Genomic DNA, 22,899 nt, shown 5'->3' on the forward strand with positions numbered 1-22,899 from the left:
GACAAGCTCTACACCATTTGTCACAACGCCTATGGCCACCTCAACGGCAGCGTGGAGGCGGTGCTGGAGGCCAACCCCGGGCTGGCCGCCAAGCCTGAGCCGTATCGCGGCGGCGTGCTGATCGTGTTGCCGGACTTGGCGCTGGCCAGCGATGAGCAGGCCGTCCAGCTCTGGAGCTGATTGTTACGCGTAACGCGCCTTAAAACCTGAGCCCCGCCTTTGTGCGGGGCTTTTTGTTGGAGCTGGATATGACGCCCGTTTTTCGCATCGTCGCCGATGGCAGCGATATCACCCGCATGATCAATGACCGGCTGTTGCTATTGCGCACCTCGGATAAGCCCGGGATGGAGTCGGACGAGTTTGAGTTGCGCATTGATGACCGTGACGGCGCCGTCACGCTGCCGGCACGGGGTGCCGGCATCGAAATCTATCTGGGCTATGCCGGGTCGACCTTGTCCCGGGAGGGCCGCTATGTGGTTGATGAGGTCGAGGTGTCCGGTCCTCCGGACACGCTGGTGATTCGCGGCAAGGCCAGCGACATGCGCGGCAGTGGCAAGACCACGCGCAGCGGTAGCTGGGAAGGCGACAGCTTGGCCACCATCGTCAGCACAGTGGCCCGGCGTAATGGATGGGAGCCGGCCTGTACGGTAGCCACGATCGTGCCCCGGGCTGACCAGTTGGGTGAGTCGGACTTTAATTTCATCACCCGACTGGCTCGACAGCACGACTGCACCGCCAAGGTCGCTGACGGCAAGCTGATCGTCATGCCGCGACAGGGCAGCGTTACGGCCAGCGGCAAGACACTGGGCGTCGTCACCATCAACAAATCAGACGTCAGCCGCTACAGCTTTCGGTTGGGCGATCGTTCGACACACAAGGCCGTCAGCACCAAGTACCAGAACAAGGCCACCGGCAAACTGGCGGTGGTGAACCTGAACAACGACGACTCTCCGGACGGACTGCCTCCGGTGCATACCGATCGGCATGTCCACCCGAACAAGACAGCCGCCGAGCAGGCCGCCAAGGCACGCTTGGCCGCATTCAACCGCTCGACTGCAGGCGTACGGCTGGAAATGCCCGGCCGTTCTGACCTATTCGCGGAGCGGATGATCAACGCTCAAGGGTTCAAGGACGGGCTCGATGGCGAGTACCTGGTGGATTCCCGGGAGCAGGTGTTCACCCAGTCGGGCTGGTCGACCACCATCGAGTGCAATGCTGGCAAGAAGGGCAAGGCCAAGGCTAAAGGCAAGAAGCCCGCGAAGACACTGAAAGTCGTTGATCTCAACTCCAATTAACCCCAGCCCGCCTTGTGCGGGTTTTTTGTCTGGAGATACCCAATGTCCATCACTACGCAGCAACTGCTGCAGATCCTCCCGAACGCCGGCCAATCAGCCGGCGTTTTTGTGTCCGCCCTCAACACGGCCATGAACCACTACCAGATCGTTGGCCTGAAGCGCGTAGCGGCGTTTATTGCTCAGGTCGGCCATGAGTCCGGCCAGTTCCGTTATGTGCGCGAGCTGGGCAACAACCAGTACCTCAGTAAGTACGACACAGGCTCACTCGCCAAGCGCTTGGGGAACACACCAGAGGCTGATGGTGACGGTCAGAAGTATCGCGGCCGTGGCCTGATCCAGATCACCGGCCGGGCCAACTACGTCGAGTGTGGCGAAGCCCTGGGCCTTGACCTGGTCAATCACCCTGAGCTGCTGGAGAAACCGCAACACGCCAGTATGTCCGCTGCGTGGTTTTGGGCGACTCGAGGCCTGAACACCTTGGCTGATGCGGGCAAGTTCGACACGATCACTCGGCGCATCAATGGCGGGCAGAACGGCGCAGCGGATCGTCAGGCGCTATATGCCCGGGCGCTCAAGGTGTTGGCGTGATAGCTACGTTCAGGCTTGTTCCAGTTTGGGTATGGACAATGATTGCTCTGCTCGCTGGCCTGGGCTACCAGACCTTTCAGGTAATGGAAGTTCGCGCGGATTACGCCAGTTACAGGTCAGGCACGGCCACGGCTGCAGCAAACGCGAGCGAGGATGCCCGGTTAGCCGAGCAGAAACTCCAACGAAACATCGACCAGGTGCGCGACAATGCGGCGGATCAAAAACAGAAAGATGATGCTCTTGCTGCTCAGCAGCGCGCTGACCATGACAGCCTGCGCGATCAAACCCGAAGGTTACTTGCCGACAAGGCCGATCTTAATAGCCGCATTGCCGAGCGAGGCAAGACAATCAGCGACCTTGTCGATCTGCTCGCCGAGCTGCGATCAGAAGCTGATGGATATGCGGGTGAACTGGCGGCAGCGCTTACAGAAAGTCGTCGGGCCGGGTTCGTCTGCGAACGATCCTACGACGCCGTAGCTATGCAACACTGAAAGGGGCTACGGGGGGGATGCATGCTGGAGATGACGCGCAAGGCAAATTTAATTGTGGGCGCAGCTAATGGGACTAAAATCTTTACCTTGAGTCCAAGCTTTGCATAAGGAGTGGCAATTATCATGGATATGACAGTCATCTGGATGTCAGTTTTACTAATGTCTTTCTGCATCGCTGCTGTGGCATTGGTCGCGTACGCGATAGCTCAATAGCCAAAAAGCAAAGCCCCGGAGTTTCGCGGCTCCAGGGCTTCTATTTTCGCCTCCATCCCTTAATGTCGGACGAACGTGCTAGTGAGACTACCAGCGATGTATTGATTGGTCATTGCTGCGATGGGGGGATTGTGTTCGTTTGATTTGCCCCAGTACATGCACAACGCACTATCGGAATTACCGGCGATGGCGACCAAGTACTGATCTCGCTGTAGGGCTGTCAGGCCTACGCCCAAGAAGTGTCAGGCACGAAATAAAAGGAGCGGTCGAAGCTGGTTAGGTAAGTACAGGCACCGTTAGCTGATCAAAAATCGTGCGCCTCCCAGCAGCGGCACTGGTTCAAAGTCTGCGTACGATTACTTCGCGCCTTCACGCAGCTGCCTACGGCCTGCGCGCCTACTTGCTCATTAATCATCCAAGTGAGGATCTCGGTCGAACTTAATGTGACATCATTGTGCTATCATTTTCAGGGAAGATGGTCAGCATTGATTCAGAACCCCGTTTCTAATCAATCGCCACAGGCTAGAGATAGCAAAGGGAATGAGTGCATTACCCCATTCCGTAGAACAATGCCTCCACTTTAACCCCTTCATGTACGACACCCCCCTATCCTGAACATGGAATCGCTATGCCTGACATCAATGAGCTAAAAGACAAGATCAATACCAAAACCTTGAATATGGTATTGCTGTCGACTGCAACCCTCGGGCTGTACCTGTTGCTGTGGCTTGTCAGAGCCAATCAGAAAATCAGCGAAACAGCTAAGATCAAACTGGTCGATAACACCTACATCATCTGGCTGGCCGTCTGCCTTGGCTGGAGTGGCGCTTTATCTAATGTGGGTGAGGCCCTGTTCGATGCGTTATCCGGCATTCTGATTATTGCGGCAAACGCCCTGTATATCGTCTGGGCGTTTAAAGCCAAAAACGCTTTGTCGGAATACGCCCTTCGCGAGCATAAAATCGATCTGCGCATGAACGCGTTCTACACTTTCTTTCTGAACGTCTTCTACATCAATTACTGCATCAACGACCTGCCAGAAGAGCAACGCAAGCAACAGATCCTGCGTGGTCAAACCACTCAGATCTGATTTGCTCGACAGGCTGGCAGTCTCAACACGATTGCCAGCTGTTCGCTTGGCAATCGTTTACTAGGAACCTTAAGGGGCCTACTGTCAATCGTTTGAACGCCTCTGAGCCTTCGCCGTGCTTCCACAGCATGGCTAACTGCTTAGCCTGTCGAATCAGAAACCTTCCAACAAAACCAATAACGCAACGCTCTTATCTGGGGACTGGGTTTGCTGATGAGGTGTTGCCCAATGAATTGGGGCCTTGCTGGAGGCGAGAGGAGGGAATTCTCAGATCGTTTATTGTGGCTTGATCAAATATGGATGTTAGAGCCCACTAGGGAGGAATTTGGTTGCTCCGCTGACATCATCGATTTTCTTGATGCGGTAGGCTTTCACGCAAGTTTCGTTGCGAGTATTGGCATCAGGGCAATATTGTTTGATGAAGTCAGCCAGTATCATTTCTTGACCATTAACGGTGAGGATACGCTTGTAATATTCACCGTTTATTCCTTGGGACTGACGGCTGGACGTCATTTCTTGGTCAATCACCAGGCTCCCGTGTAAGTCGACGGTCGATAACTGTTTTTTAGGGTCTTCTTTGGAGCAAGAGCTTAAGAGGAGGCCTACGGCAACTAGCGAAAATAAACGTAGCATGATGGATTTATCTCTGATAGCGGGGGTCCCCGGACCTTGGTCCGGGGGCGATAGATAGGAAGATTACTTGCCGAATAAGCGGCTAGAGCGATTGACCTCAGCTTTTCCGGCATCTTCCAGTAGGGACTTAGTGCCGGAAGTTATATTACGTGCTGAGTCAGCTTCGGCTTGGATCACATCGGTACGTGCAGCTTCATTACGCAGTTCTGCATCGATGTAATCGTTTGTGCGTGCAGCACGGGCTCGCTTGGCTTGTATTGCTAGACGGCGTTCTTCTAGATCCAGTGCTCGTTGCTCGTCTTCGAAGCTTTCTTCACGAGTTTGAACACGCTTATGCTCGATCTCTTGTGTCTTGCGCTGCTCATAGGCCTTTTGCTGCGCTGCTTGCTGCGCTACTGCACGTTGCCGACGCTCCGCAGCGCTGCGGGCTTCGGCGCGGGACCGTAGCTCTGCGGCTTGGCGACTACGTTCCGCTTCAGAGGCCGCCTCAGCCTGTTTGGTTTGCAGTTCGATTTTGTGCAGGTTATCGAATTGGTTTGCCAATGTAGGCATGGTGAGCAGTGCTAGGACGGAGCCCAGAGCAATGTGTTTCATATTCGGCCCCTTAGCTTTTCTTTGGTTCTGGACATGTCGCATTCGGCTGAATACGTGTTTCGTTGGAGAGCGTCATTACCATCAGAGATATTTCGCCAACCTTGAATTCACAAGGTCGACCGACTTGTGCAGAAGTGAAGATCTTGCCGTTTTCGGAATAACCAATTAGTACGCCTGGAACTAAGGTGGTGCCATTGACTAACGATCCAGCCATCGCACCAGCAGCGCCACCCGCGACACCGCCAACTAGGGCCGTGTCAGTGTTTTTCGTATTGCCCAGCGCAGCACCACCGATAAGACCCAGTACCCCTCCTGCCATCATGGCTGCGTTCTTATTCTTCTCATTGCTGACTTTAATTTTGCTTGGGGAAATCGTAATGATTTTTACGGTTTTAGCTTCCTGCTGAGTGTTTACCTGAGAGGCATCAAATACATCTGCTTGATACTCCTCGCCGGTGGATTGGCAGCCAGCAAGAACGGCAAAAGTAGAAAGCACCAAGCAGCGTTTTAGCATCATCATTTCTAATATCTCTATGAGCGTAAGAAATCCCGAATGGGATAATCTATCGTGATTTGAAGGCGAAGTGCCATCATTCTAATCAAACTCGAGAAGGTAAGGCTAAGAAAACTTTTAGGACTATGAGCGAGCTTTGCGCGATTTACGCCATGTCTCCCCGCTACCGCCGCGCTGGCGGAGCGCATCACCTTGGGTCTGCAGTCGCAGTGTTAACGGTGACGTTCGCCAATCTGGGGGGCGCAGTTGCTGGATCACCTGCAGGCGGTAGGCCAGCAGCAGGTGCGTAGCGCGACATGGTTTGCTATTTGGGTAAAGCACAGTGGCCGCGACGGGGGTATCAATAGATCGCAACCGTTGTATGTGAGGAGGCCACCTTGGGTGGCCCTTCCGCGTGGTGCCAGAGTGATCGCTTCTCGAGTGTGTGGACCAATTCTAGGGCGAATGGTGCGGGGAGGACTGGGGGGCGTCCGGGGATTTGTTGAGGTTGGTCTCTAAAACCTCGATAAATCCCGGCATGCCGTCATGGGCTAACGTCAAACCATTGAAATAAAGCCTTGCACAAGAAAGAGCAATGGATCAGGAACATCATTTGGATGTCAGTGTTGATGACCGCTCTCTGGATCACGGCTTTTTCATTGACCCTGTGCGCACTGGCCGAGTAATCAAAAAGCAAAGCCCCGGAAGTTCGCGGTTCCAGGGCTTCTATTTTCGCCTCCATCCCTTCATGTCGGACGAACGTGGCGCCGAGACTACCAGAGATGTATTGATTGGTCATTGCTGCGATGGGGGCGATTATGTTCGTTTGACTTGCCCCATTACATGCTCAACGCACTATGGGAATTACCGGAGATGGGGACTAAGGATTGATTGCGATGCAGGCCTTTCAGGCCTAGGGTAAAGAAGTATCTGACACGAAGTAAAAGGAGCGGCCGAAGCAGGATGCGCCAATATCCAGCCCGGCCACCAAACAGGCAGATCTGTCCTGCAAGCCCAGTCAAGGCTCCTAATCCGTGCACAAAGCGGAGAGGGCCCAGCATCGGTCGAGGTGCTTAACGACATCAGCGGTGACCTGGTGATCCTGTACCGAGTGGGGCAGATTCGTTCCATCAACCCATTGGATTAACCGTCGCTAAACCAGAGCGATAAGATGCTTAAATCGGTAGAGATTGAAAGCTTATACCTAGTCATGAACGATGTATCACGGCACGCGTCAAGGCGCTGCTGCTGTGGTCGGCCAATATCCGGTGATTGCGATAACCCAGTTACTTATTTATGTGTTGAGATGACTTATGGATCTGGCAGGCGATCACCTGCTTCGATCATGGATGGGGGTACTTGGTCATGGAGTCTTGAAGTTAAGATAGAGATATTGTGAATCTCTGCAGGCTCTTGCTGAAACCACACACAATCCCTCTGTTTAAAACGTCGCTTTGATCTGTAAGCCCACGGCCAATGCGTTGTCTCTTTTTTTGCCGGAGAACGCACCAGGCTCAATGTAATACTGCAGGTCAGGACGCAGCAGCAGCCAAGGGGTGACCTGCGCGCCATAGTTAAGCTCAATCATCTGCTCGCCATTGTCGAGGTTGGCGATCATCTCGGATTCGCCGAAGCTGGTCGCCGCCGCTTCTTGCACATCCCGCGTACGCGAGTTGAGTACGGCTCGGCCGTAACCAAAGGAAATGCTGTCATGCGGGCGGCTGGCAAAAGGCTTTTGCTTGACCAACCCTACCGAGTACCAGCGGCGCATTGGCGAGGTGGCGGCGTTGCTGGTGGCCGCCTGGCCGAACAGACGCAGCACGCTTTCAGGGTCTTGCTCATCCCTCCAGATTGCCTGGTCCATCAACACGTAGGCCCCGGTGCGGTTGCTGCTTTTTTCTGTGCTGCCAATTTTTGGCGAGTCAGAGCTGTCGTAGTACCAGCCGACCTTGTATTGGCCATTGAGAAAGGCGCTGTTATTGAAGATGGCTTCCAGCGGCAGAATGGCCCCGGTGGAGTCGTGGCTGGGCATGGAAAACGCTTCGGAGGGAAGGCTGTTGTGCTCCGGGTTGACCTGGAATACCGCGGTTTGCAGCGTCAGTGAATCGTTGACGTCGTAACGCAACTCTCCACCCCAGTGAGCCGTCGGGTAGTTGCCCCACCCGCTGCCGCTGGACATGGTCAATGGGTGCGCACAAAAGCCGGCGCTCACAAAGTTGGTCAGGATCGGCATGCCACCAAAATCGGTACCCATCACCATGTAACCGATTTTGGCAGACACGTCCGCAGAAAACAGATTGCGCTGGTAACTGAACTCGGTCAGTCGCGTGTATTCGCCACCGTAGTTTTCTTGCGCAGACAGGCGGTTGCCGAGCAAGTCTTCCGTGGCGCTATGGCCGCGACGGTCGTTAACCAGAATTTGCACAAATCCGGCGTCCGGGGTGTCGAGCAATTTACTCAGATCAAACCTGGCACCCACGCGTATTTGTTGCGCGTAACGCGTACCGCGCTTGATCCCGCCATGCAGGTTGGAGATCGTTTCAGAGCTGTAGTCACCGGTCAGCGTGATGCCCTTGTCAGCCAGTTTTTGGCGCTCACCGCCCCAATCGCCAGTAAGTGTCGAACGACTCATCAGATCGGATGAGTCAGCCAGTGCTGAGGACGGGCTCAAGATACACAGCGACAAACCGCTGCACAGGCTGGTGGTCAGCAGCGCGCGGAAAGAAAAAAACATTGGGGAGTGCTCCGTTGCAAAAATGTTGGTGCAGCGCTCAGCTACACGCTGGCAGGAAACTGGCCAGCTCTTGCTTTTCTGGCCTGATACCGTCGTGAGAACTGCAGTGTCAGCACCTGATTCCGGGCCGAGCTGGTCCCTCCTTGGGTGTACAAGGGGGTGTCCATGATCGGGTTTCTGACGGGATTGCAGGTGCTCGAAGCCGTTCGGATCCTCGCCTCACACGACTAACAGGGCCTGAAAGTGACAGGGCTGATGAATGTCGTCCGGTGGGAGCCGTAAGGCTAAGTTTATGCCGATGTTTTTTTGGATAAATCCAGGGAATTGAGAAACATTGTTGGTGATACAGTAATAATTCGGTGGCGATATCCGGAATTTCGCTTCCAGAAGCGACGATCGTTATTTTTCATCGCTCATTGCTTTTGAGGTCACTAGCACGTCAAAAGAAGAGAAAACATGAGGGGGGCAGCAATCCCAGCGTTGCCATGGATTATTACTATTTCACCAACAATGTTTCTCAATTCCCTGGATTTATCAAAAAAAGCACCCGTATAAACTGACTCTGCGTCTCCAGCCCAATCTCGGAACGTCGAGCCAGCAGTGCCCAGACAAACACCTCCCCCGCGTTTCGTAGAGCCTTCGGCGTATCATTGCGAGTGCAGCAACCTGCTACGCTGATATCCAGTGCTCGCTTGCTGCCGGCACGACAGCAGCCCGGATTCCGACACGTGCCATGCCCAGCCCATTACGGCTCGGACTGAACATTCGATCCAGCTGTTCGCACACCGTGCGGGCAGTTTTGTATTCACCCACAGAGCATTCACGAAAATGACGAATGACAAACCATCTCAAACTGCAAGACGCTCAATGAGTACTATCGCGAGGGTGCTGTTTTCCCTGTTTGTATTTGCCGTGGCACTGGCTTTGATTTATGGCGGGATCAAACTGGTGGCGCTGGGCGGGTCAAGTTATTACTTGATCGCGGGCTTGGCTTATCTGGTTCTGGCGGCGCTCTTTCTGTTGCGCAAGCGCATTGGTCTCACGCTCTCCGTTGCCATATTCCTTGCAACCTGTGCCTGGGCCTTTTATGAAGTGGGTCAGTTCAGCTATTGGGAACTGCTGCCACGCCTGGTCATTCCGGCCATCATCCTGACACTCAGTCTGTGGGTCGGCGCCGCGTTGCCGGACACGTCCCTGAGCACCCGGCGCGTCGCTAACCGGTTCGGATTTGCCGTATTCCTGGCGCTGGTCGCGACATTCATTGCTGCGTTCTACCCCCACGGCGGGATCTCGAACCCGATCGCAGCCACTGACGCACCCAAGGCCGAAGAGCCCTCCAACGCCCCTGAAAACTGGGAGTTCTTTGGGCGTAATGCCTCGGGAACACGGTTTGCTCCTTACACCCAAATCACCCCGGACAACGTCAAGGACCTGCAGGTTGCCTGGACCTACAGAACAGGCCGCCGCACCACGGGTGCCGGCGCGGGTGTAGACGAAAACACGCCGTTGCAGATCGGCAACGTTCTGTACTCGTGCACACCGGAGAACCTGATTACCGCCCTGGACGGTGATACCGGGACCCCGCTCTGGAAATTCGATCCCAAAGCCAAAAGCGAAGAGCACGTGACTTGCCGCGGCGTGGGCTATTACGACATCGATAAAGACGACAGCCTGAGCGCTGAGGTCAAGGCGTCATATAGCAATGAACAGCAGTGCCGCCAGCGTATTCTGGTGTCGTCTGTAGATGCCCGTTTGTTTGCGCTTGATGCGCATACCGGCACCCTGTGCCCGAGCTTTGGTGACAACGGTTATGTCGATCTCAAAAAAGGCATGGGCCCGACTGAAAACAGCAAGCGCTATCACCCGACCTCACTGCCGGTTGTCATGGGCCACCTTACCGTGGTCGGTGGCTGGGTACGGGACATTGTGGCGGGCGAACCTTCCGGTGCCGTGCGCGCATTCGACGTTCTGACAGGTGCGTTGGTGTGGGCATGGGACGTCGGTGCTCCAGAGGGCAAGAACACAGCGGCAGACGATCATCAGTTCGCTCTGGAGACGCCTAACGTCTGGACAATTCCGACCTACGATAAAGAGTTGAATCTGGTCTACCTGCCTACGGGCAATGGCCCGCCCGATTACTGGGGTGGTGATCGCAACCAGGTTAAAGAGAAGTTTGGCACGGCCGTCGTTGCAGTCGATGCATCAACCGGTAAAGCCAAATGGGTGTATCAGATCGTTCACCACGACGTCTGGGACTATGACCTGCCTTCGCAGCCTGTCCTCTATGACATCAAAAACGCCCAGGGCGAAAAGACGCCGGTCTTGATCCAGACCAGCAAGACCGGCAACATCTTTGTGCTGGATCGTCGTACCGGCAAGCCGGTTACAGAAGTTGAAGAACGCGCGGTTCCTACCTCTCCAGCCGCAGAAGGCGAGCACCTGTCGCCTACCCAACCGTTCTCGGTCGGGATGCCGACCATTGGTGTCGACCCGCTGACCGAAAAGTCGATGTGGGGCGTGACGACTTTCGACCAACTGTATTGCCGGATCATGTTCAAAGACTCCGTCTACCTGGGTCCCTTTACACCGCCAAGTGAAAAACCGTACATCGAATGGCCTGGCTTGCTGGGCGGTATGAACTGGGGTGGCATCTCCATCGACGAAAACACCGGCATGATGTTCGTCAATGACATGCGTATGCCGCTGCGGATGTCACTGGTCAAGAAGGAAGACACCAAGAAGTTCAACGTGTCGACCGATGAAGTCCCGGGTTTCATGGGAACCATTCGCCCACAAGTCGCCGGCATCTATGGCGGTGTGAAAATCGACATTCTGCAGTCGCCACTGGGCGTACCGTGCAACACGCCACCCTTCGGCAGCATGAGCGCCATTGACCTCAACACCCAGAAACTGGTCTGGCAGGTTCCATTGGGCACCGTCCAGGACACCGGCCCGCTGGGGATCAAAACGCACATGCCAATCCCGCTGGGCATGCCAACACTGGGTGGCCCGACCTCAACGGCATCTGGCCTGGTGTTCTTTGCCGGTACCCAGGACTACTACCTGCGAGCGCTGGATTCAGCCACCGGCAAAGAAGTCTGGAAAGCCCGCCTGCCGGTTGGTGCGGTTGCAGCCCCGCTGATCTACAAATCCCCCACTACCGGGAAGCAATACGTGGTCATCTCCGCAGGTGGCATGAGCCACTCGCCTGATGTCGGTGACTACATCATTGCCTACGCATTGCCCGACAGCATCACCCAGAAATAACGCCTTGATTGACGTTAACTGAAATGGCCCGCCTGCTCCCCAGCAGGCGGGCTTTTTTGTGCTATACCAGTTGTTGTTAGGCTTCGGCCTACCTAACGCCTTAAATTTGGTCATTGTTACGAGGAGAGGGCTTCGATTGATCTCATAGGTCCGGTAGTCTGCTTTCGGCCAGAGGTGGAGACATCAAAGATGTCCACGAAACCTGGGGCTATTCACATTAAGGGGGGCTTGGGAGCTGTCAACCGGATAAGATGTTTCCGGTAATTAGGGCAAAGCTAGGGCAAATTACAGTCCGCTTGTGACCGCTTTAGACTTTCTTGAACCGATGAAACAGCCCGTACTCAGGGCCCCGAGCGGTATACGGCGAATACAGAAAACGTTCGAATCCCTATCTCTCCGCCATACAAATGAAAGCCCCGCAGATTAACGTCTGCGGGGCTTTTTGTTTTCCGGTTGATCGGCTCAAATCATGCCGCTTAGGCGATACGGCTTTCAATTCTTCGCATGTCTGTCAACCAGCCTCCGTTAACGCGAATTTGAGGACGTTTGCAGGCTCGGTGATCACCTCTGGATCGTCCGTTCCTGTGGATGAGTCCGCCTTCTGTGACATCCTGCACCACGCTATCGGCGTATGGGGAGAAGCTGACACCCAACTGAGGCGCCGAAGCGTTGTGTCGCGTATCTGTTTGCCTGGCTGAAGGAGGGCCGGCGCATCGTTACGCGCTTCGACACACTCGCGAAATGTTGTGCGGCGAGGGTCTCGATGTGATGTTTATGGGATTACTTTTCGTACAGAACTTAAAGGGCTGTTTTATGGAAAAAACAATCAGACTCGCCACTCCAGCCGATATCAATGCCATTTTTGATATTCGAACCAGCGTTCAGGAAAATCACTTATCCCGTGATCAGTTAACAGAGATGGGGATTACGCCCGAAACGATACAACAGGCAATTCTGGAGGCTCCGTGCGCCTGGATCGCCGAAGTCGACGGTGTTCCTGCAGGTTTTTCCATGGCCGATGTGGAGGATGGATGTGTGTTTGCTGCGTTCGTTCTACCCGAGTACGAGGGGCACGGATTGGGGCGCAGTCTTATGGATAGAGCAGAAGCGTTCCTTTTTCAGCGCCATCAGACGATATGGCTGGAAACCGCTGAAGCAAGCCGTGCGAGTGGCTTCTACCGAAGCCTCGGCTGGCAGCCCGTGGAGAGATTGGCGCAGGGTGATGTTCGCTTTGAAAAGAGCCTGAATGATAATTAGAGATCTGTGACCCCGGCGTATCCGCTCAGCCAGGGCTTCGTGCAAGGTATGTTCGGCCGACGCCTGGTTTGCATTTTCTAAAATTGATCTTTATCCCGGGTTGCATACTTTCTTGGTCATTTTTCCGCAGAAAAGCCCCGCAGATTAACGTCTGTGGGGCTTTTTCGTTTTTGGTATCTGGCGACTCAGTCCCCGTAGCAACCGTCATATTGATAGACCGCTGTGCTCCAGTACTGGCTGCCGTTCTGCTGTTGGCGGGTCCATCCGTCTGCCAGCAGTTGTCGGGCAATCAGTCGATTCATTACGCCATGGCCGAGCAGCAGGACCGGTCCTTCGCTGGCCAGGGATTGCAGTCGTTGTGCGGCCGTGTTGGCGCGCAGTTTCGCCGCTTTGACGGGTTCGGCGTCGCGCGAGTAGCCGCACAGCCACAAGACGCGGAAGATAAATGCCCACGTAAAGGGTGATAGCCGCGGAAATCGCCAATGACCATAAGGCAGTTGTGCTTCGCAGAACAGTGCGTCGACCACCGCTGGTTTCAGGCCGAGGGCCTGGACAGAGGTCAGCGCACGGGGGGCGCTGCTTGAAACAATCACGCTGGCGGATGCGGCGAGTCGCATGCTGGCATCCGGGACGGTTTGATCGGCAATTTCGGATCGGTTGTAGTGTTCGATCCATCCTTTCATGTCGGACATGGCGATTTTAAGGGGTGTCGCCAGTGTCGGCTGGCCGTGACGCATCAGGATGATTTCCTTTTTCACCGTGTGTTTTCGTCCTTGTTCGGGTGGCAGTGAGTGTGAACCCTGTGTGTTTTCGGGATTTTCAGGCAGGCTCATCTTCGGCGCATGAGTGGTCTATTACGAGCGTTCTGTGGCTATCCCGCGTGGTACATCGGGGGTGGTGGTTTTAAACCCGCCATGTTCCCGGTACCAGGTAATGGTGTCAGTTATTGTCTGCTCCAGCCCCCGAAAAGTCAGGCCAAGTTCTTGTTCACTCTTGCGGTGGTTAAAACAGGTGCGATGCTCTTCTCGGATCAACAGGCGCAAGGTTGCCATGCTCAGTAAAACGGGTTTGCCGGTCAGGCGTGCGTAGGCCTCCTGCACACTGGCCAGGATGTACAACGCGGGTATCGGCAGTTGCCGATTGGGTGTCTTGACCCCTGCGATGCGCCCCAGCAGGGGGACTATCTGACGCATGGTCAGGTTGCGGCCTGCCGCGAGATAACGCTCTCCTCGGCGGCCGTGCTGGGCGGCCGCAATCTGGGCCCGTGCCACATCGCGGGCATCGACCAGGGAGAACGTACCGGGAATCAGCCCCGGTAATTTTCTGTTGACGACATCCTTGATCAGTTGCCCCGAGGACGTCGGTCCAATGTCGCCGGGTCCCCACATCCAGCCGGGTAGAACCATGCAGGCCTGCATTTCGGGATGCGTTTCAAGAAACGCCAGAACCTCACGGTCAGCGAGGATTTTGCTGCGGTAATAGTTATCCGCGTCGGCTTCGGCTCGCAGGCACGTTTCATCGATAACGGTGTCAGGTGGACCGTCCAGTACGGCAATTGAAGAGGTGTGGACAAACCGTCGGATCCCCGCGCGATAGGCCTGATGAATCAGCTCGCGGGTGCCGGTGACATTGATTTTTTCGAGTGCTTCCCAGTGGCTGCCCCCTTTGTAGTTGTCGCGGAAAAAAGCCGCGGTATGAAACACCGTGTCGCATCCTTGCAGCGCGGCTGCGAACGCCTCGATGTCAGCCATGTCCCCGACAACCAGTTCCACACCCGGCAGATCGTTGAATTGCTGCTCACCTTTAATTCTTGAGCGGACCAGGGCTTTGACCGCGTAGCCACGCGCGACCAACTCCCGCACCAGGTTGTTGCCGAGCAAGCCGGTTGCTCCGGTAACGAATGTGCTGTGCATGGCTTATCCCTTGTCCTGTTCAGTGAGCGGTATCAACACTGCCAGGCCGAAGATGGCCTCTTTACGGATCGCCAGCCCGTCTCGGAAGGTGAAGTGCGCGGCGCGTTCTGCAAACGCTTGAGGGCCCGTAGTCATATATTCCATTCCAGTGGTTTCGAAGGCCTGTAGATATACCGTTGAGACGGCGCCTGAAAAACAGCGTCTCCTGCATAATGGCTTTGCGCATTTGCACATCAGGGAGGATGGGAGGTATGGCGTTGCAAGCAAACTGGGACGATCTTCGTCTGTTATTGGCCGTCTCGCGGCGTGGCAGCTTTCTGCAGGCTGGCCAGTTATTGGGTATCGCGGCGTCTACGGTATCCCGGCGTCTGACCCAGCTGGAGGTGGCACTGGGCGAACCTCTCGTCGAACGGGGTGTTGAAGGGTGCTGGCTGACCTCGAGGGGTCAGTCTCTGGTGGACGTTGCGCTGGCAGCGGAAGCGGGCCTGAGGCGTCAAGCGGCGGCTGATTTGTCCGGGGTGCAAGCAGCGCTGTGTGGCAATGTCCTGGTCAGTGCAGGGGAAGGGTTCTCCTCTTGTGTGCTGGAAGCCGCGCGTCGTTTTACTGCCCTGTACCCGGCTTGCTCCGTGGAGTTGCTGGTGACCGCCGACTTTCACAAGGTCGCCCGTGGCGTGGCAGACATTGCGCTACGCACATCGCATCTGGGCGAGCCCTCGCTGATTTATCGACCCGTAGGCAGGCTCGCCTATGGTGTCTTTGCGGATGCCGGATACCTGAAGCGGTTTCCCGGGTTGACGCCGGCCACGGCGGACAGCATCGGCTTGCTTCCGCCGCTGGACATGTTGCCTCAAGTACGTGCGGCCAAGGCGGCGGGTCTGGATCGTGCGCCGATCAGCGTGAACTCGTTCGTCGCACAACTTGAAGCGGTAAGACGAGGGATGGGGGTGGCGGTCATGCCCCGTATTCTGGCGAGGGGCCTGAGTGAGTTGTTTCCGGATCTTGAACTGCCGGATATGGAGGTCTATCTCGTCACCAGGCCTCAGGCGTTGAAGCAGGCTCACATCAAATGTTTCTTTGCCATCCTGGAGCCGCTTCTGCTTGAAGCCCTGAGTGTTGAGACTGTCGACGATTATCGCTTGGGGACATCGCTGTTCAGTCCGCCCAGTCGGTGAACCCTGTGACGATGGATCAAGGCATTCAACCCGACAGGGCCGTTTGTGTATCCCGAAGCGCTGGCAACGCAATGGGCAAACAGCCCCGGAGATGGACTGCGAGGGTTAGTCCGTGATGAAAACCTTCAGCGGGGGTTCGTGCATCAGGAAGTTCTGGTGCGAGATGTTCCAGGCATAAGCACCCGCGAGGGTGAACACCAGCAGGTCACCCATGGCGAGCTGGGCCACCGGTTGTTGTCTGGCAAGGACGTCCTTTGGCGTACACAGTTGGCCCACCAGTGTGACGGGCTGATCGCGCAGCTGTGCTGGCTGAGAACCTCGCAGTACCGTGAATGGATGGTCGTGGCCTTGGGCCGCCGGTGTGCGGAAGTGATGAGTGCCGCCGCGTCCAATGGCAAAAAATTCACCATGGCTGCTTTTTATGTCCAGCACCTGCATGACGTAGTAGCCACATGCTGCGCTAATGAAGCGCCCGATCTCGAAACGCACTCGGGTCTCGCCCATGTCGTACTCTTCGATGAGCACTTTCAGGCCCTGACAAAATCGTGACCAGTCGAATGACTGTGTCGCGTCCTGATAGTTGATGCCCATGCCTCCGCCAACATTCAGCAGCGGCAGTTGCAGGTGATGGTCGGCGCATAGCTGGCGGAACGTCAGGAAGTAGCTGCGAATCAGTTCAAGGTGGGCGTCGAAGTCCAGCTGGTGGGACAGCAAGTGAAAGTGCAGCCCCTTGAGCTCCAGAGACGGCTCTTGTTGCAACAATTGAAGGGCGCTTGCGAGGCCTTCTTCATCCAGTCCGAACGGTGTGGGTTTGCCTCCCATGACCAATCGGCTCTGGGGTGCCTGGGCCAGCTTCAGGTTAAGCCGGAGCATGACCGGTGCTCGCTCGCCGCGTTGGCGTGCGATGCGTGCCAGGCTGCGCAGTTCGGTTACGCTCTCCACATGAAACGCTGAAATCCGGTATTGCAGGGCAAGGTCCAGCTCGTGATCGAGTTTGCCGGGGCCGCCAAAAATCAGCGGCTGGTCGGGGCACTGCTCATGCAGCCAGGTCAGTTCGCCCCCCGAGGCTGCCTCGAAACCGTCCACCCACGGTGCCAGGGTTTTCAGAACCGGGGCTTCCGGGTTTGCCTTGGCGGCGTAGAACAGTTCGCAGTTTTCGGGCAGCACCTGACGCATTGCCTTTACGTGTCGTTCAAGGGCTGGCAGGTCGTAGACATAGGCACACAAGGGCGTTTCGTGTTGGTGCTTGAGTTGTTCGATGCGTCGAGTTACGGAGGCAGGCAGGCTCATGCGCTTTTCTTCTCTTCAGGGGTCGCCAAGGGGCTGGGCAGCAAGGTGTAGCCGGCCTCGCGGTCGGCGCGCATCAATAGACGTGTCATGAAGTTTTCCTTGCTCGGGAAAGGGCCCCCTGCGCAGAGTTCACGCAACTCTGGCGGATGGCCGAGACGCGTGGATTGCGCCCTCAGCAGGTCGCTGATTCGCGCCCACAATTGTTGCTCCAGGGTGTCGCTGCCGTTGGCCAGATGGAAGATCGCTTCGCCGAGGTTGTTCACCAGCGCGCAATACCCAACGCGCTGCCAGGCTTTCTGCGCGCTGTAGTACACCGAGCTGCGGGTGCGCTCATCCAGCGCACTCAGACGTGCTGCGGGCCAGATTTCAGGGACCAGCTTGGTGCCCTCAAGATCGCGAATCCAGACCCGGCAGGGCAGCCCGTCTTCGGCAAAGCCAATGACCGTGTTCTGCAAGTGCGGTTCCAGCACCACGCCCTGGCGGAACAGGCAATACAGCACGCCGCCGAGCATCTGGCCGGCGTACGCGTCGAGCCAGTTGAGTGTGGCCTGCTCAAGGCTCAGCCCCTTGTTGTCGGCATAGCGCTGTACGTGTTGACGGCAGACACTGCGATCCTGCTGGTCCCAGGTGAACAGCGCCATTGCCACGTGCGGTCGGTACTGTTCGCGGTCGGCGAGGGTAAGGTTCTCCCGGTAAACGATGCCGAAGCACTCGGTGACTTCGCGGGCCTCTTCCAGGGTGCCGAAAGCGCTGAGATCGAGGCTGGTGGCGCTGGGCTCGGGCATCAACAAAAAGCCCGGTTGCTGTATGGCCAGTTCACTCATGATCGGGCCGAGCAGGCGAGTGAGGGCGACCGCGCTGTCCAGCTCATACCAGGCATTTTTGCGGACGCAGTTGGTCAGGCGCACATGCATGGAGAACTTCAGGAAATAGGCCATTTGCGGATGGTAGAGGGTGCGCACCGAGGATGTCGGGTACATGGCCTGACCCAGAGGGCCGAGGTATTGGATCAAACCCAATTGCTGAGCGCGCTTGACCAGCGGATCGGCCAGTACCCGCGCCACTTCCCAGGGGTGGCATGGATAGGCATCGTCGCGTCCTGACAATTGACTCAGGGTATTGCGCGGGTCTTCGCCCTGATGACGAAGCAGCGTGGGATCGACCTTGAACCAGTACAACTGAAAACACGCCCCGACCTCCGGTGAGCAGGCCAGCAAATCGTCATGGGAGATACCTTCGCGACTTTTGGGGGTTGGATGCAGGGCATGGCCCCACAGTTGATGTTGCTCGGACGCCAGCAAACTGTCGGCTTCGTCATTGGCCGGGCGTGAGTGACGCAGGAAGGTGCGGGTGATTTGCAGGCTATTGGCGACCTGTTGCAGCATCTCGCTCACGCGCTCGGCACCACTGAGTGGGGTACAGAGCAGGCGCGCCAGTTCGTTGGCCTGCAAGGGTTGCCAGCTCTGGTTATTGCCTTTGAAATAAGGCGCGCTGTTGTAATGGCAACGGCCCAGGAGGCTGGTGCGCTCGGTACGCACCACCAACCGGCCGCTGGGCAATGCTGATGCAGCGCCCGTTGCCCTGACGCAGGCTCATGGGCAAATCATGGGTTTGATCGTGCAGGTTCGCTTCGTTGCGCGGCAATGCGTATTCGCGCAAATAACAATTGAGCAGGCATTCGATGGCATGCCGCTGGGCTTCGCCGTCGAGGGCATGATCCTGCAGGGACAGCGTGTTCAGCGATGCGGTATTGAGAGCGAGCGTCATGCCGGAATCTCCCGGGAAGTCATCAATAGAGGGCGCGCGAGCACCATGGCCGTCATGGCCGCCAGGCAGGCAACGAGAAAGGGAGAGGCGATACCGCAGGTCTGACTGACCAGCGCCGCGACGACACCGGCTGCGGCACCGGCCCATTTGCCACTGGAATCGAACCAGCCGAACAGGCGGCCGGCGCTGCCTTTGCGGCTGCGCTGGCTCAGGCAGCGGTGCAGTCCGACAAAGCTGAGCAGCATGCCGGCGCCGCTGAGCAAGCGCAAAATGAACAGCGGTTCGGCTTGCACGCTCCAGAACTGCAGCGCATTACTGATTGCCAGCAGCGCCAGCCCCGGCAATAGCAGGTTGCCCTGATGCTTCTGCACCCAGGGCAGCGCGAGCAGGTAAACCAGATGCGGCAGGCTATAAAGCAGGCCGATCAGTGCATCGTTGCCAATGCCCAGTTGCTCGCCGAAGGGCATGAAGTAAGGGAACGTCACGACCATCGCGAAGCTGAACAGAAACTGCACGGCCAGCAGTCGCGGCATGTCTTCCGGCAACTCACCCAGGCCTTCGGCCTGCTTGGCTTTCAGGACATGCTTTGGAGCATCCTTGGGCAGCGGCAGGATCAGTATGAAGGCCAGCAGCGGTAACCAGGCCAGGTAACGGTACAGGTCTAATCCCAAGCCCTGCGCGGTCAGCACTCCCAGCAGGATCGGTCCACTGATCATTGCCAGGCGTGCCGAGTACTGGGTCCAGTTCAGGGCACGGGACAAATCGCCGCCCTTGAACTGAGTCGACAGATAGGCGTTGGAGGCGGCCATTGCACCGCCGAAAGTCCCCTGGATGATCAACGCCAGGACGAACACCGTCAGGTTGGGGCTGAACCCTGCCAACAGAAAACCGGCGAACAGCCCGGCATGAGCACGTAGCAACGACAGGCGACAACCGTTGTTATCGGCCCAGCGTCCCCAGAGCGGGGCCGCCAGTGCGGTGCATAGCGTCGGCAGCACGAACAGCACGCCAATGGCCCAACCCGGTGTGTCGGGTGCCAGGTCGCTCAGGATGCGCGGCAGGTACAAGGGAATACCCAGCGCCGTGAAGGCTGAGAGGTAGTGACCGAGCAAGACGCTGGAAATCAAACGCCGCTGCATGGGGCGTCCTCCAGCAGGAAGTTTGTAGCGCTGTAGCCATAGAACTTGTTGATGTCGCTGGCGCCGGAGTGTTTCTTGCTGAACAGGCTGCCGGCGCTGAGCAGGTATTTCACCGGCAGTTTCGGGCTGTCGAGCAGCCATCGGCGTGCATCGTGACAGTCGATGCCTTCTGCTTCGAGTTGTTGCAGGCAAGCCTCCAGTCGCAGGCGCAGTGTGCCGTACAGGCTGGATCGAGTAGCCAGGCCGGCGGTTGCCAATGCTTCCAGGATCGCAACGATGTTCAGCTGCAAGGTGATGGTGCAGAACATCTCGGCCAACGGTTGGCTGCTGTCGACGCGAATGCGCTCATCCTGCAAGGCTGCCGGCAGATCAGCCAGATCCGGGCAGGCTGAAGCGAAACGCTGGGGCCACAGGCGAGCCGCGTCGTTGTCCTTCATCAGCAGGCGCAAGGGCTGGCCGTGTTCGAACATCACCACGGCATTCTGCTGGTTGGCCTCCAGCGCGATGCCGTATTTCAGCCATAGTCGCAAATGAACCTGCAACAGCAGATCGAGATAAGCGTCCAGCCAGTGTTGCAGCGAACCTGCATGGAAGCGCTCGACCAGCTGTTCAAGGAACAGTCGGCCATCGACGAGCGGGCTGGCCAGCGCGGCGACAGGTACCAGTGTGATGTTCTCCAGACCGTCCGGGTAACGGCGCACGATATAGGCCAGATGGCGACTTTCGGCGGCATGCCCGCCGTGTTTTTCGTCGACATGCAGATAGCGTGCTGCCAGGGCCGGATCGTGTTTTGTCAGGGCCAGCAGGAGGGTCTGAAAACAATGACCGTCATACAAGGTGCCGGGTTTGATCAGGCGTAAATTACGTGCGCCGAGGGTGCTGACCAACAGCGGCAGTTTTATGTGCCACTGAGGTTGACGGATGCAGGCCACGGTCCGCACGGACAGCGTAGGTTCGACCTGCAGGGCGGTACGGGGAGCCCTGAGCGTGCCTTCAGGCAGGCCATACTGATCAAGCACCTCCCACGTCAGCGGATGAACGGGCATTAATGAATGGCTGCCTTGCAAGGCCGGCGACAAGCCGACGTCCTCGAAGTCCGGCCAGTGCGCTGGCTGAGGGCTCGTCAGGGTCAGGGCTTCATTGGGAATGGCCAGCCAGTTGAGTTCGAAGCGTGGTGCAAACTCCGGTGCGTAGCGTTTGAGCGCGGCGCCATCGAAACCGCTTTTGGCGCGTGCTGTCGGGTAGAACGGATGGTCCAGATAGCTCGCCAGCTGGTCGATCTTCAGCAGCCTTTGCGACCAGTCCTTCAGCTCGGTCACGTCGCTCAACGCGGGGGCATATTGGCGATATGCCTGATTGCACAGGGTCCGGTGTTCGGCTGCGCAATCCGCTTCTTTCAGGTAAGCGCCGAACAATGTCAGGCTTTCTTCGTCCAGACCGTGGCTCAAACGCTGCAACCAGGTGCGGTATCCGCGTTCAACCTCGGTGTGGCTGTGCGATGACACTGCAATCCAGGCGTCACCGGTACCGATCCAGTCTTGCAGCGGATACGCCTTGACCACCGGCAGCCAGAGTTCATCGGCACCCAGGTGTGTGATGCGTAGCCAGTGTGTGTCGGGCTGCTGTGGCAAGCAGTGGCTTAACCCGTGGGGCAGCTGACACATTTCGGCCTTGCTGACGATCCCGCAGATGTCTTCACGCAGGCAGCAATCGATGATGCGTCGGGTCATGAACGCCTGATCTGCGTTGTCCGGGGACGGGTTCATGCCATCACCCATTTCAGGTCGTTCAGGGTCGAGCTCAATTGTGCTTCGAGGCTCAGGTCGTCAGGCGCAATCAGCCTGAGAACGCCGACATAGTCCTTGTTGGAATGACTGATCGTCACGGTATCGCCCGTGTTGTGAAGTGCTCGGTAATCGCACCAATGGCCTTCACGTTCGATGTTGAAACTGGCGCTGGCCTGGTTCAGGCGTCCCGAGCGGTCGGCCACAAGGTAATGAACGGTTGCCTCGGCACGTGCCGGTTGCGCCTCGATCAGTTTTTCTCCCAGGTGCAAGGCAATGATGCGGTCAAACCAGCCCTGTGGCAGCAATCGATCCAGCAAGAATTCGCGGCCATCGCCGATGCTGCGGTAGTTGATTTCAACCAGGACCGGGCCTTGGGCCGTCAGAATGAATTCGCTGTGGCAAACCCCGAAATTGACCCCGAACGCGGCCACCTGGGCCAGCGCCGCGGCACGTTGGGCCTGGCTGATTTGCCCATTCCAGCGCGCAGCGAGTTCTACGAAATTCGGCGGCGCTGAAAGGGTGACGTCGAAGCCACCGATGGCTTGCAGGCTGCGCCCGTCGCCCAGTGTCTCGAGGGTGAACAAGGGGCCTTCCATGAACGCCTCCAGCAACAGTGCCCGGCCCGGTTGTTGCTGCCAGAATTGCTCGCAGTAAATGGCCAGTTCGGCGGCGTTATGGCACAGCCTGACGTCCAGGCTGGCGACGCCTTCCCGGGGTTTGGCGACCACGGGCCAGGGAGCATCGGTCGGCAGTTTTGAATGAGATGCCAGCACCTGGAACCACGGGCCGTGCAAGCCCAGGCGTTGCATGCGCTCGCGCATGGCCGCCTTGTTCTTTGCCGCATAGCACAGTCGCCAGTCCTTGCCTGGGCATTCAAAGGCTTCAGCCACTATCGCTGTCGCGGTCTGAAGGTGATCACTGTTGGAGAACACGGCTGCGGGGCGCAAGCCCAGGCTGTTGAGTGTTTCGATGACAGCCAGCGGATTGAACACATCACATTCGATAACGCGTAGCTCATCTGGCGATATGTGCGAGGTGGCGAGCAGGCGTCGATGTTCCTGAGCGTGGTCGGTGATGACCACGATCGGCAGCCCGCGTTTGTGCGCGGCCGGCAGGAAACCTTCGAGAATCGCCGGGTGGGCGACGTGAGCAAGAATGACGAAAGGGCGGTGCATG

General features: G+C 57.1%; 21 protein-coding genes. 8 read left to right on the top strand and 13 right to left on the bottom strand.

Annotation, left to right across the window (positions count from 1 at the left end; translation table 11 throughout):
• The 5 genes from AWM69_RS17600 to AWM69_RS17620 form a co-directional block, all read left to right on the top strand.
• Positions 1–180, top strand: a 180-nt coding sequence (locus tag AWM69_RS17600) for a tail protein X (RefSeq protein WP_218727742.1), incomplete at its 5' end; no start/stop codon positions are given.
• A 68-nt stretch (positions 181–248) separates the two neighbouring features.
• On the top strand, positions 249–1,295 hold the full coding sequence (locus AWM69_RS17605) for a phage late control D family protein (RefSeq protein ID WP_218727744.1): 1,047 nt from the start codon (positions 249–251) through the stop codon (positions 1,293–1,295).
• Between the two features lie 42 nt (positions 1,296–1,337).
• The gene (locus tag AWM69_RS17610; protein WP_218727746.1) at positions 1,338–1,883 is read left to right on the top strand and encodes a glycoside hydrolase family 19 protein; all 546 of its coding nucleotides are present in this window, start codon (positions 1,338–1,340) and stop codon (positions 1,881–1,883) included.
• Between the two features lie 38 nt (positions 1,884–1,921).
• Complete coding sequence (locus AWM69_RS17615) at positions 1,922–2,374, top strand: DUF2514 family protein (protein ID WP_218727748.1); 453 nt, start codon at positions 1,922–1,924, stop codon at positions 2,372–2,374.
• Between the two features lie 841 nt (positions 2,375–3,215).
• Complete coding sequence (locus tag AWM69_RS17620; RefSeq protein WP_218727750.1) at positions 3,216–3,677, top strand: DUF4234 domain-containing protein; 462 nt, start codon at positions 3,216–3,218, stop codon at positions 3,675–3,677.
• Between the two features lie 303 nt (positions 3,678–3,980).
• Here the strand turns inward: AWM69_RS17620 and AWM69_RS17625 are convergent, their stop codons facing one another.
• From AWM69_RS17625 to AWM69_RS17640, 4 genes are all read right to left on the bottom strand, one after another.
• Positions 3,981–4,205, bottom strand: coding sequence for a hypothetical protein (locus AWM69_RS17625; protein WP_256930409.1), 225 nt, complete (start codon positions 4,203–4,205; stop codon positions 3,981–3,983).
• A gap of 168 nt (positions 4,206–4,373) precedes the next feature.
• Positions 4,374–4,904, bottom strand: coding sequence for a DUF5384 family protein (locus tag AWM69_RS17630; RefSeq protein WP_218727752.1), 531 nt, complete (start codon positions 4,902–4,904; stop codon positions 4,374–4,376).
• Between the two features lie 10 nt (positions 4,905–4,914).
• Positions 4,915–5,424 carry a hypothetical protein gene (locus AWM69_RS17635; RefSeq protein WP_218727753.1) on the bottom strand — a complete coding sequence of 170 codons (510 nt, stop codon included), beginning with the start codon at positions 5,422–5,424 and terminating at the stop codon, positions 4,915–4,917.
• A gap of 1,414 nt (positions 5,425–6,838) precedes the next feature.
• Entirely contained in the window at positions 6,839–8,131 is a 1,293-nt protein-coding gene (locus AWM69_RS17640) for a carbohydrate porin (RefSeq protein ID WP_218727754.1), read from the bottom strand.
• 867 nt (positions 8,132–8,998) lie between these two features.
• Here AWM69_RS17640 and AWM69_RS17645 point away from each other — a divergent pair.
• Positions 8,999–11,398 (top strand): membrane-bound PQQ-dependent dehydrogenase, glucose/quinate/shikimate family, encoded by a 2,400-nt coding sequence (locus tag AWM69_RS17645; protein ID WP_218727755.1) that lies wholly within the window; start codon positions 8,999–9,001, stop codon positions 11,396–11,398.
• 813 nt (positions 11,399–12,211) lie between these two features.
• Positions 12,212–12,655, top strand: a complete 444-nt coding sequence (locus AWM69_RS17650) for a GNAT family N-acetyltransferase (RefSeq protein ID WP_218727756.1) — start codon at positions 12,212–12,214, stop codon at positions 12,653–12,655.
• A gap of 185 nt (positions 12,656–12,840) precedes the next feature.
• Here AWM69_RS17650 and AWM69_RS17655 read toward each other — a convergent pair whose 3' ends face one another.
• The 3 genes from AWM69_RS17655 to AWM69_RS17665 all read right to left on the bottom strand — a co-directional run bounded on the left by AWM69_RS17655 (position 12,841) and on the right by AWM69_RS17665 (position 14,703).
• On the bottom strand, positions 12,841–13,392 hold the full coding sequence (locus AWM69_RS17655) for a histidine phosphatase family protein (protein WP_218727839.1): 552 nt from the start codon (positions 13,390–13,392) through the stop codon (positions 12,841–12,843).
• 117 nt (positions 13,393–13,509) lie between these two features.
• Positions 13,510–14,568 carry an SDR family oxidoreductase gene (locus AWM69_RS17660; RefSeq protein WP_218727757.1) on the bottom strand — a complete coding sequence of 353 codons (1,059 nt, stop codon included), beginning with the start codon at positions 14,566–14,568 and terminating at the stop codon, positions 13,510–13,512.
• 3 nt (positions 14,569–14,571) lie between these two features.
• Positions 14,572–14,703 carry a hypothetical protein gene (locus AWM69_RS17665; RefSeq protein ID WP_256930410.1) on the bottom strand — a complete coding sequence of 44 codons (132 nt, stop codon included), beginning with the start codon at positions 14,701–14,703 and terminating at the stop codon, positions 14,572–14,574.
• Positions 14,704–14,819: 116 nt separating this feature from the next.
• Here AWM69_RS17665 and AWM69_RS17670 point away from each other — a divergent pair, with 116 nt between their 5' ends.
• The gene (locus AWM69_RS17670; RefSeq protein WP_218727758.1) at positions 14,820–15,740 is read left to right on the top strand and encodes a LysR family transcriptional regulator; all 921 of its coding nucleotides are present in this window, start codon (positions 14,820–14,822) and stop codon (positions 15,738–15,740) included.
• A gap of 105 nt (positions 15,741–15,845) precedes the next feature.
• On the opposite strand, the gene AWM69_RS17675 is transcribed toward AWM69_RS17670, so the two are convergent.
• From AWM69_RS17675 to AWM69_RS17695, 6 genes are read right to left on the bottom strand one after another with little or no spacing between them, the layout of a single operon-like run.
• Positions 15,846–17,030 carry a type III PLP-dependent enzyme gene (locus tag AWM69_RS17675; RefSeq protein WP_218727759.1) on the bottom strand — a complete coding sequence of 395 codons (1,185 nt, stop codon included), beginning with the start codon at positions 17,028–17,030 and terminating at the stop codon, positions 15,846–15,848.
• Positions 17,027–18,568 carry an IucA/IucC family siderophore biosynthesis protein gene (locus AWM69_RS17680; RefSeq protein ID WP_373274335.1) on the bottom strand — a complete coding sequence of 514 codons (1,542 nt, stop codon included), beginning with the start codon at positions 18,566–18,568 and terminating at the stop codon, positions 17,027–17,029. The genes AWM69_RS17675 and AWM69_RS17680 overlap by 4 nt, the downstream gene beginning before the upstream one ends.
• Complete coding sequence (locus AWM69_RS22915; protein ID WP_256930411.1) at positions 18,498–18,797, bottom strand: hypothetical protein; 300 nt, start codon at positions 18,795–18,797, stop codon at positions 18,498–18,500. Before AWM69_RS22915 ends, AWM69_RS17680 begins: the two co-directional genes overlap by 71 nt.
• The gene (locus tag AWM69_RS17685; protein WP_218727761.1) at positions 18,794–19,936 is read right to left on the bottom strand and encodes an MFS transporter; all 1,143 of its coding nucleotides are present in this window, start codon (positions 19,934–19,936) and stop codon (positions 18,794–18,796) included. The genes AWM69_RS22915 and AWM69_RS17685 overlap by 4 nt, the downstream gene beginning before the upstream one ends.
• A complete protein-coding gene (locus AWM69_RS17690; RefSeq protein WP_218727763.1) occupies positions 19,921–21,702 on the bottom strand; it encodes an IucA/IucC family protein in 1,782 nt (593 codons plus the stop codon). The genes AWM69_RS17685 and AWM69_RS17690 overlap by 16 nt, the downstream gene beginning before the upstream one ends.
• Entirely contained in the window at positions 21,699–22,898 is a 1,200-nt protein-coding gene (locus tag AWM69_RS17695) for an acetyl-CoA carboxylase biotin carboxylase subunit family protein (RefSeq protein WP_218727765.1), read from the bottom strand. The genes AWM69_RS17690 and AWM69_RS17695 overlap by 4 nt, the downstream gene beginning before the upstream one ends.
• Position 22,899: the final 1 nt, after the last annotated feature.

This window comes from Pseudomonas sp. D1HM (assembly GCF_019266105.1).
GTDB classification, from domain to species: domain Bacteria; phylum Pseudomonadota; class Gammaproteobacteria; order Pseudomonadales; family Pseudomonadaceae; genus Aquipseudomonas; species Aquipseudomonas taetrolens.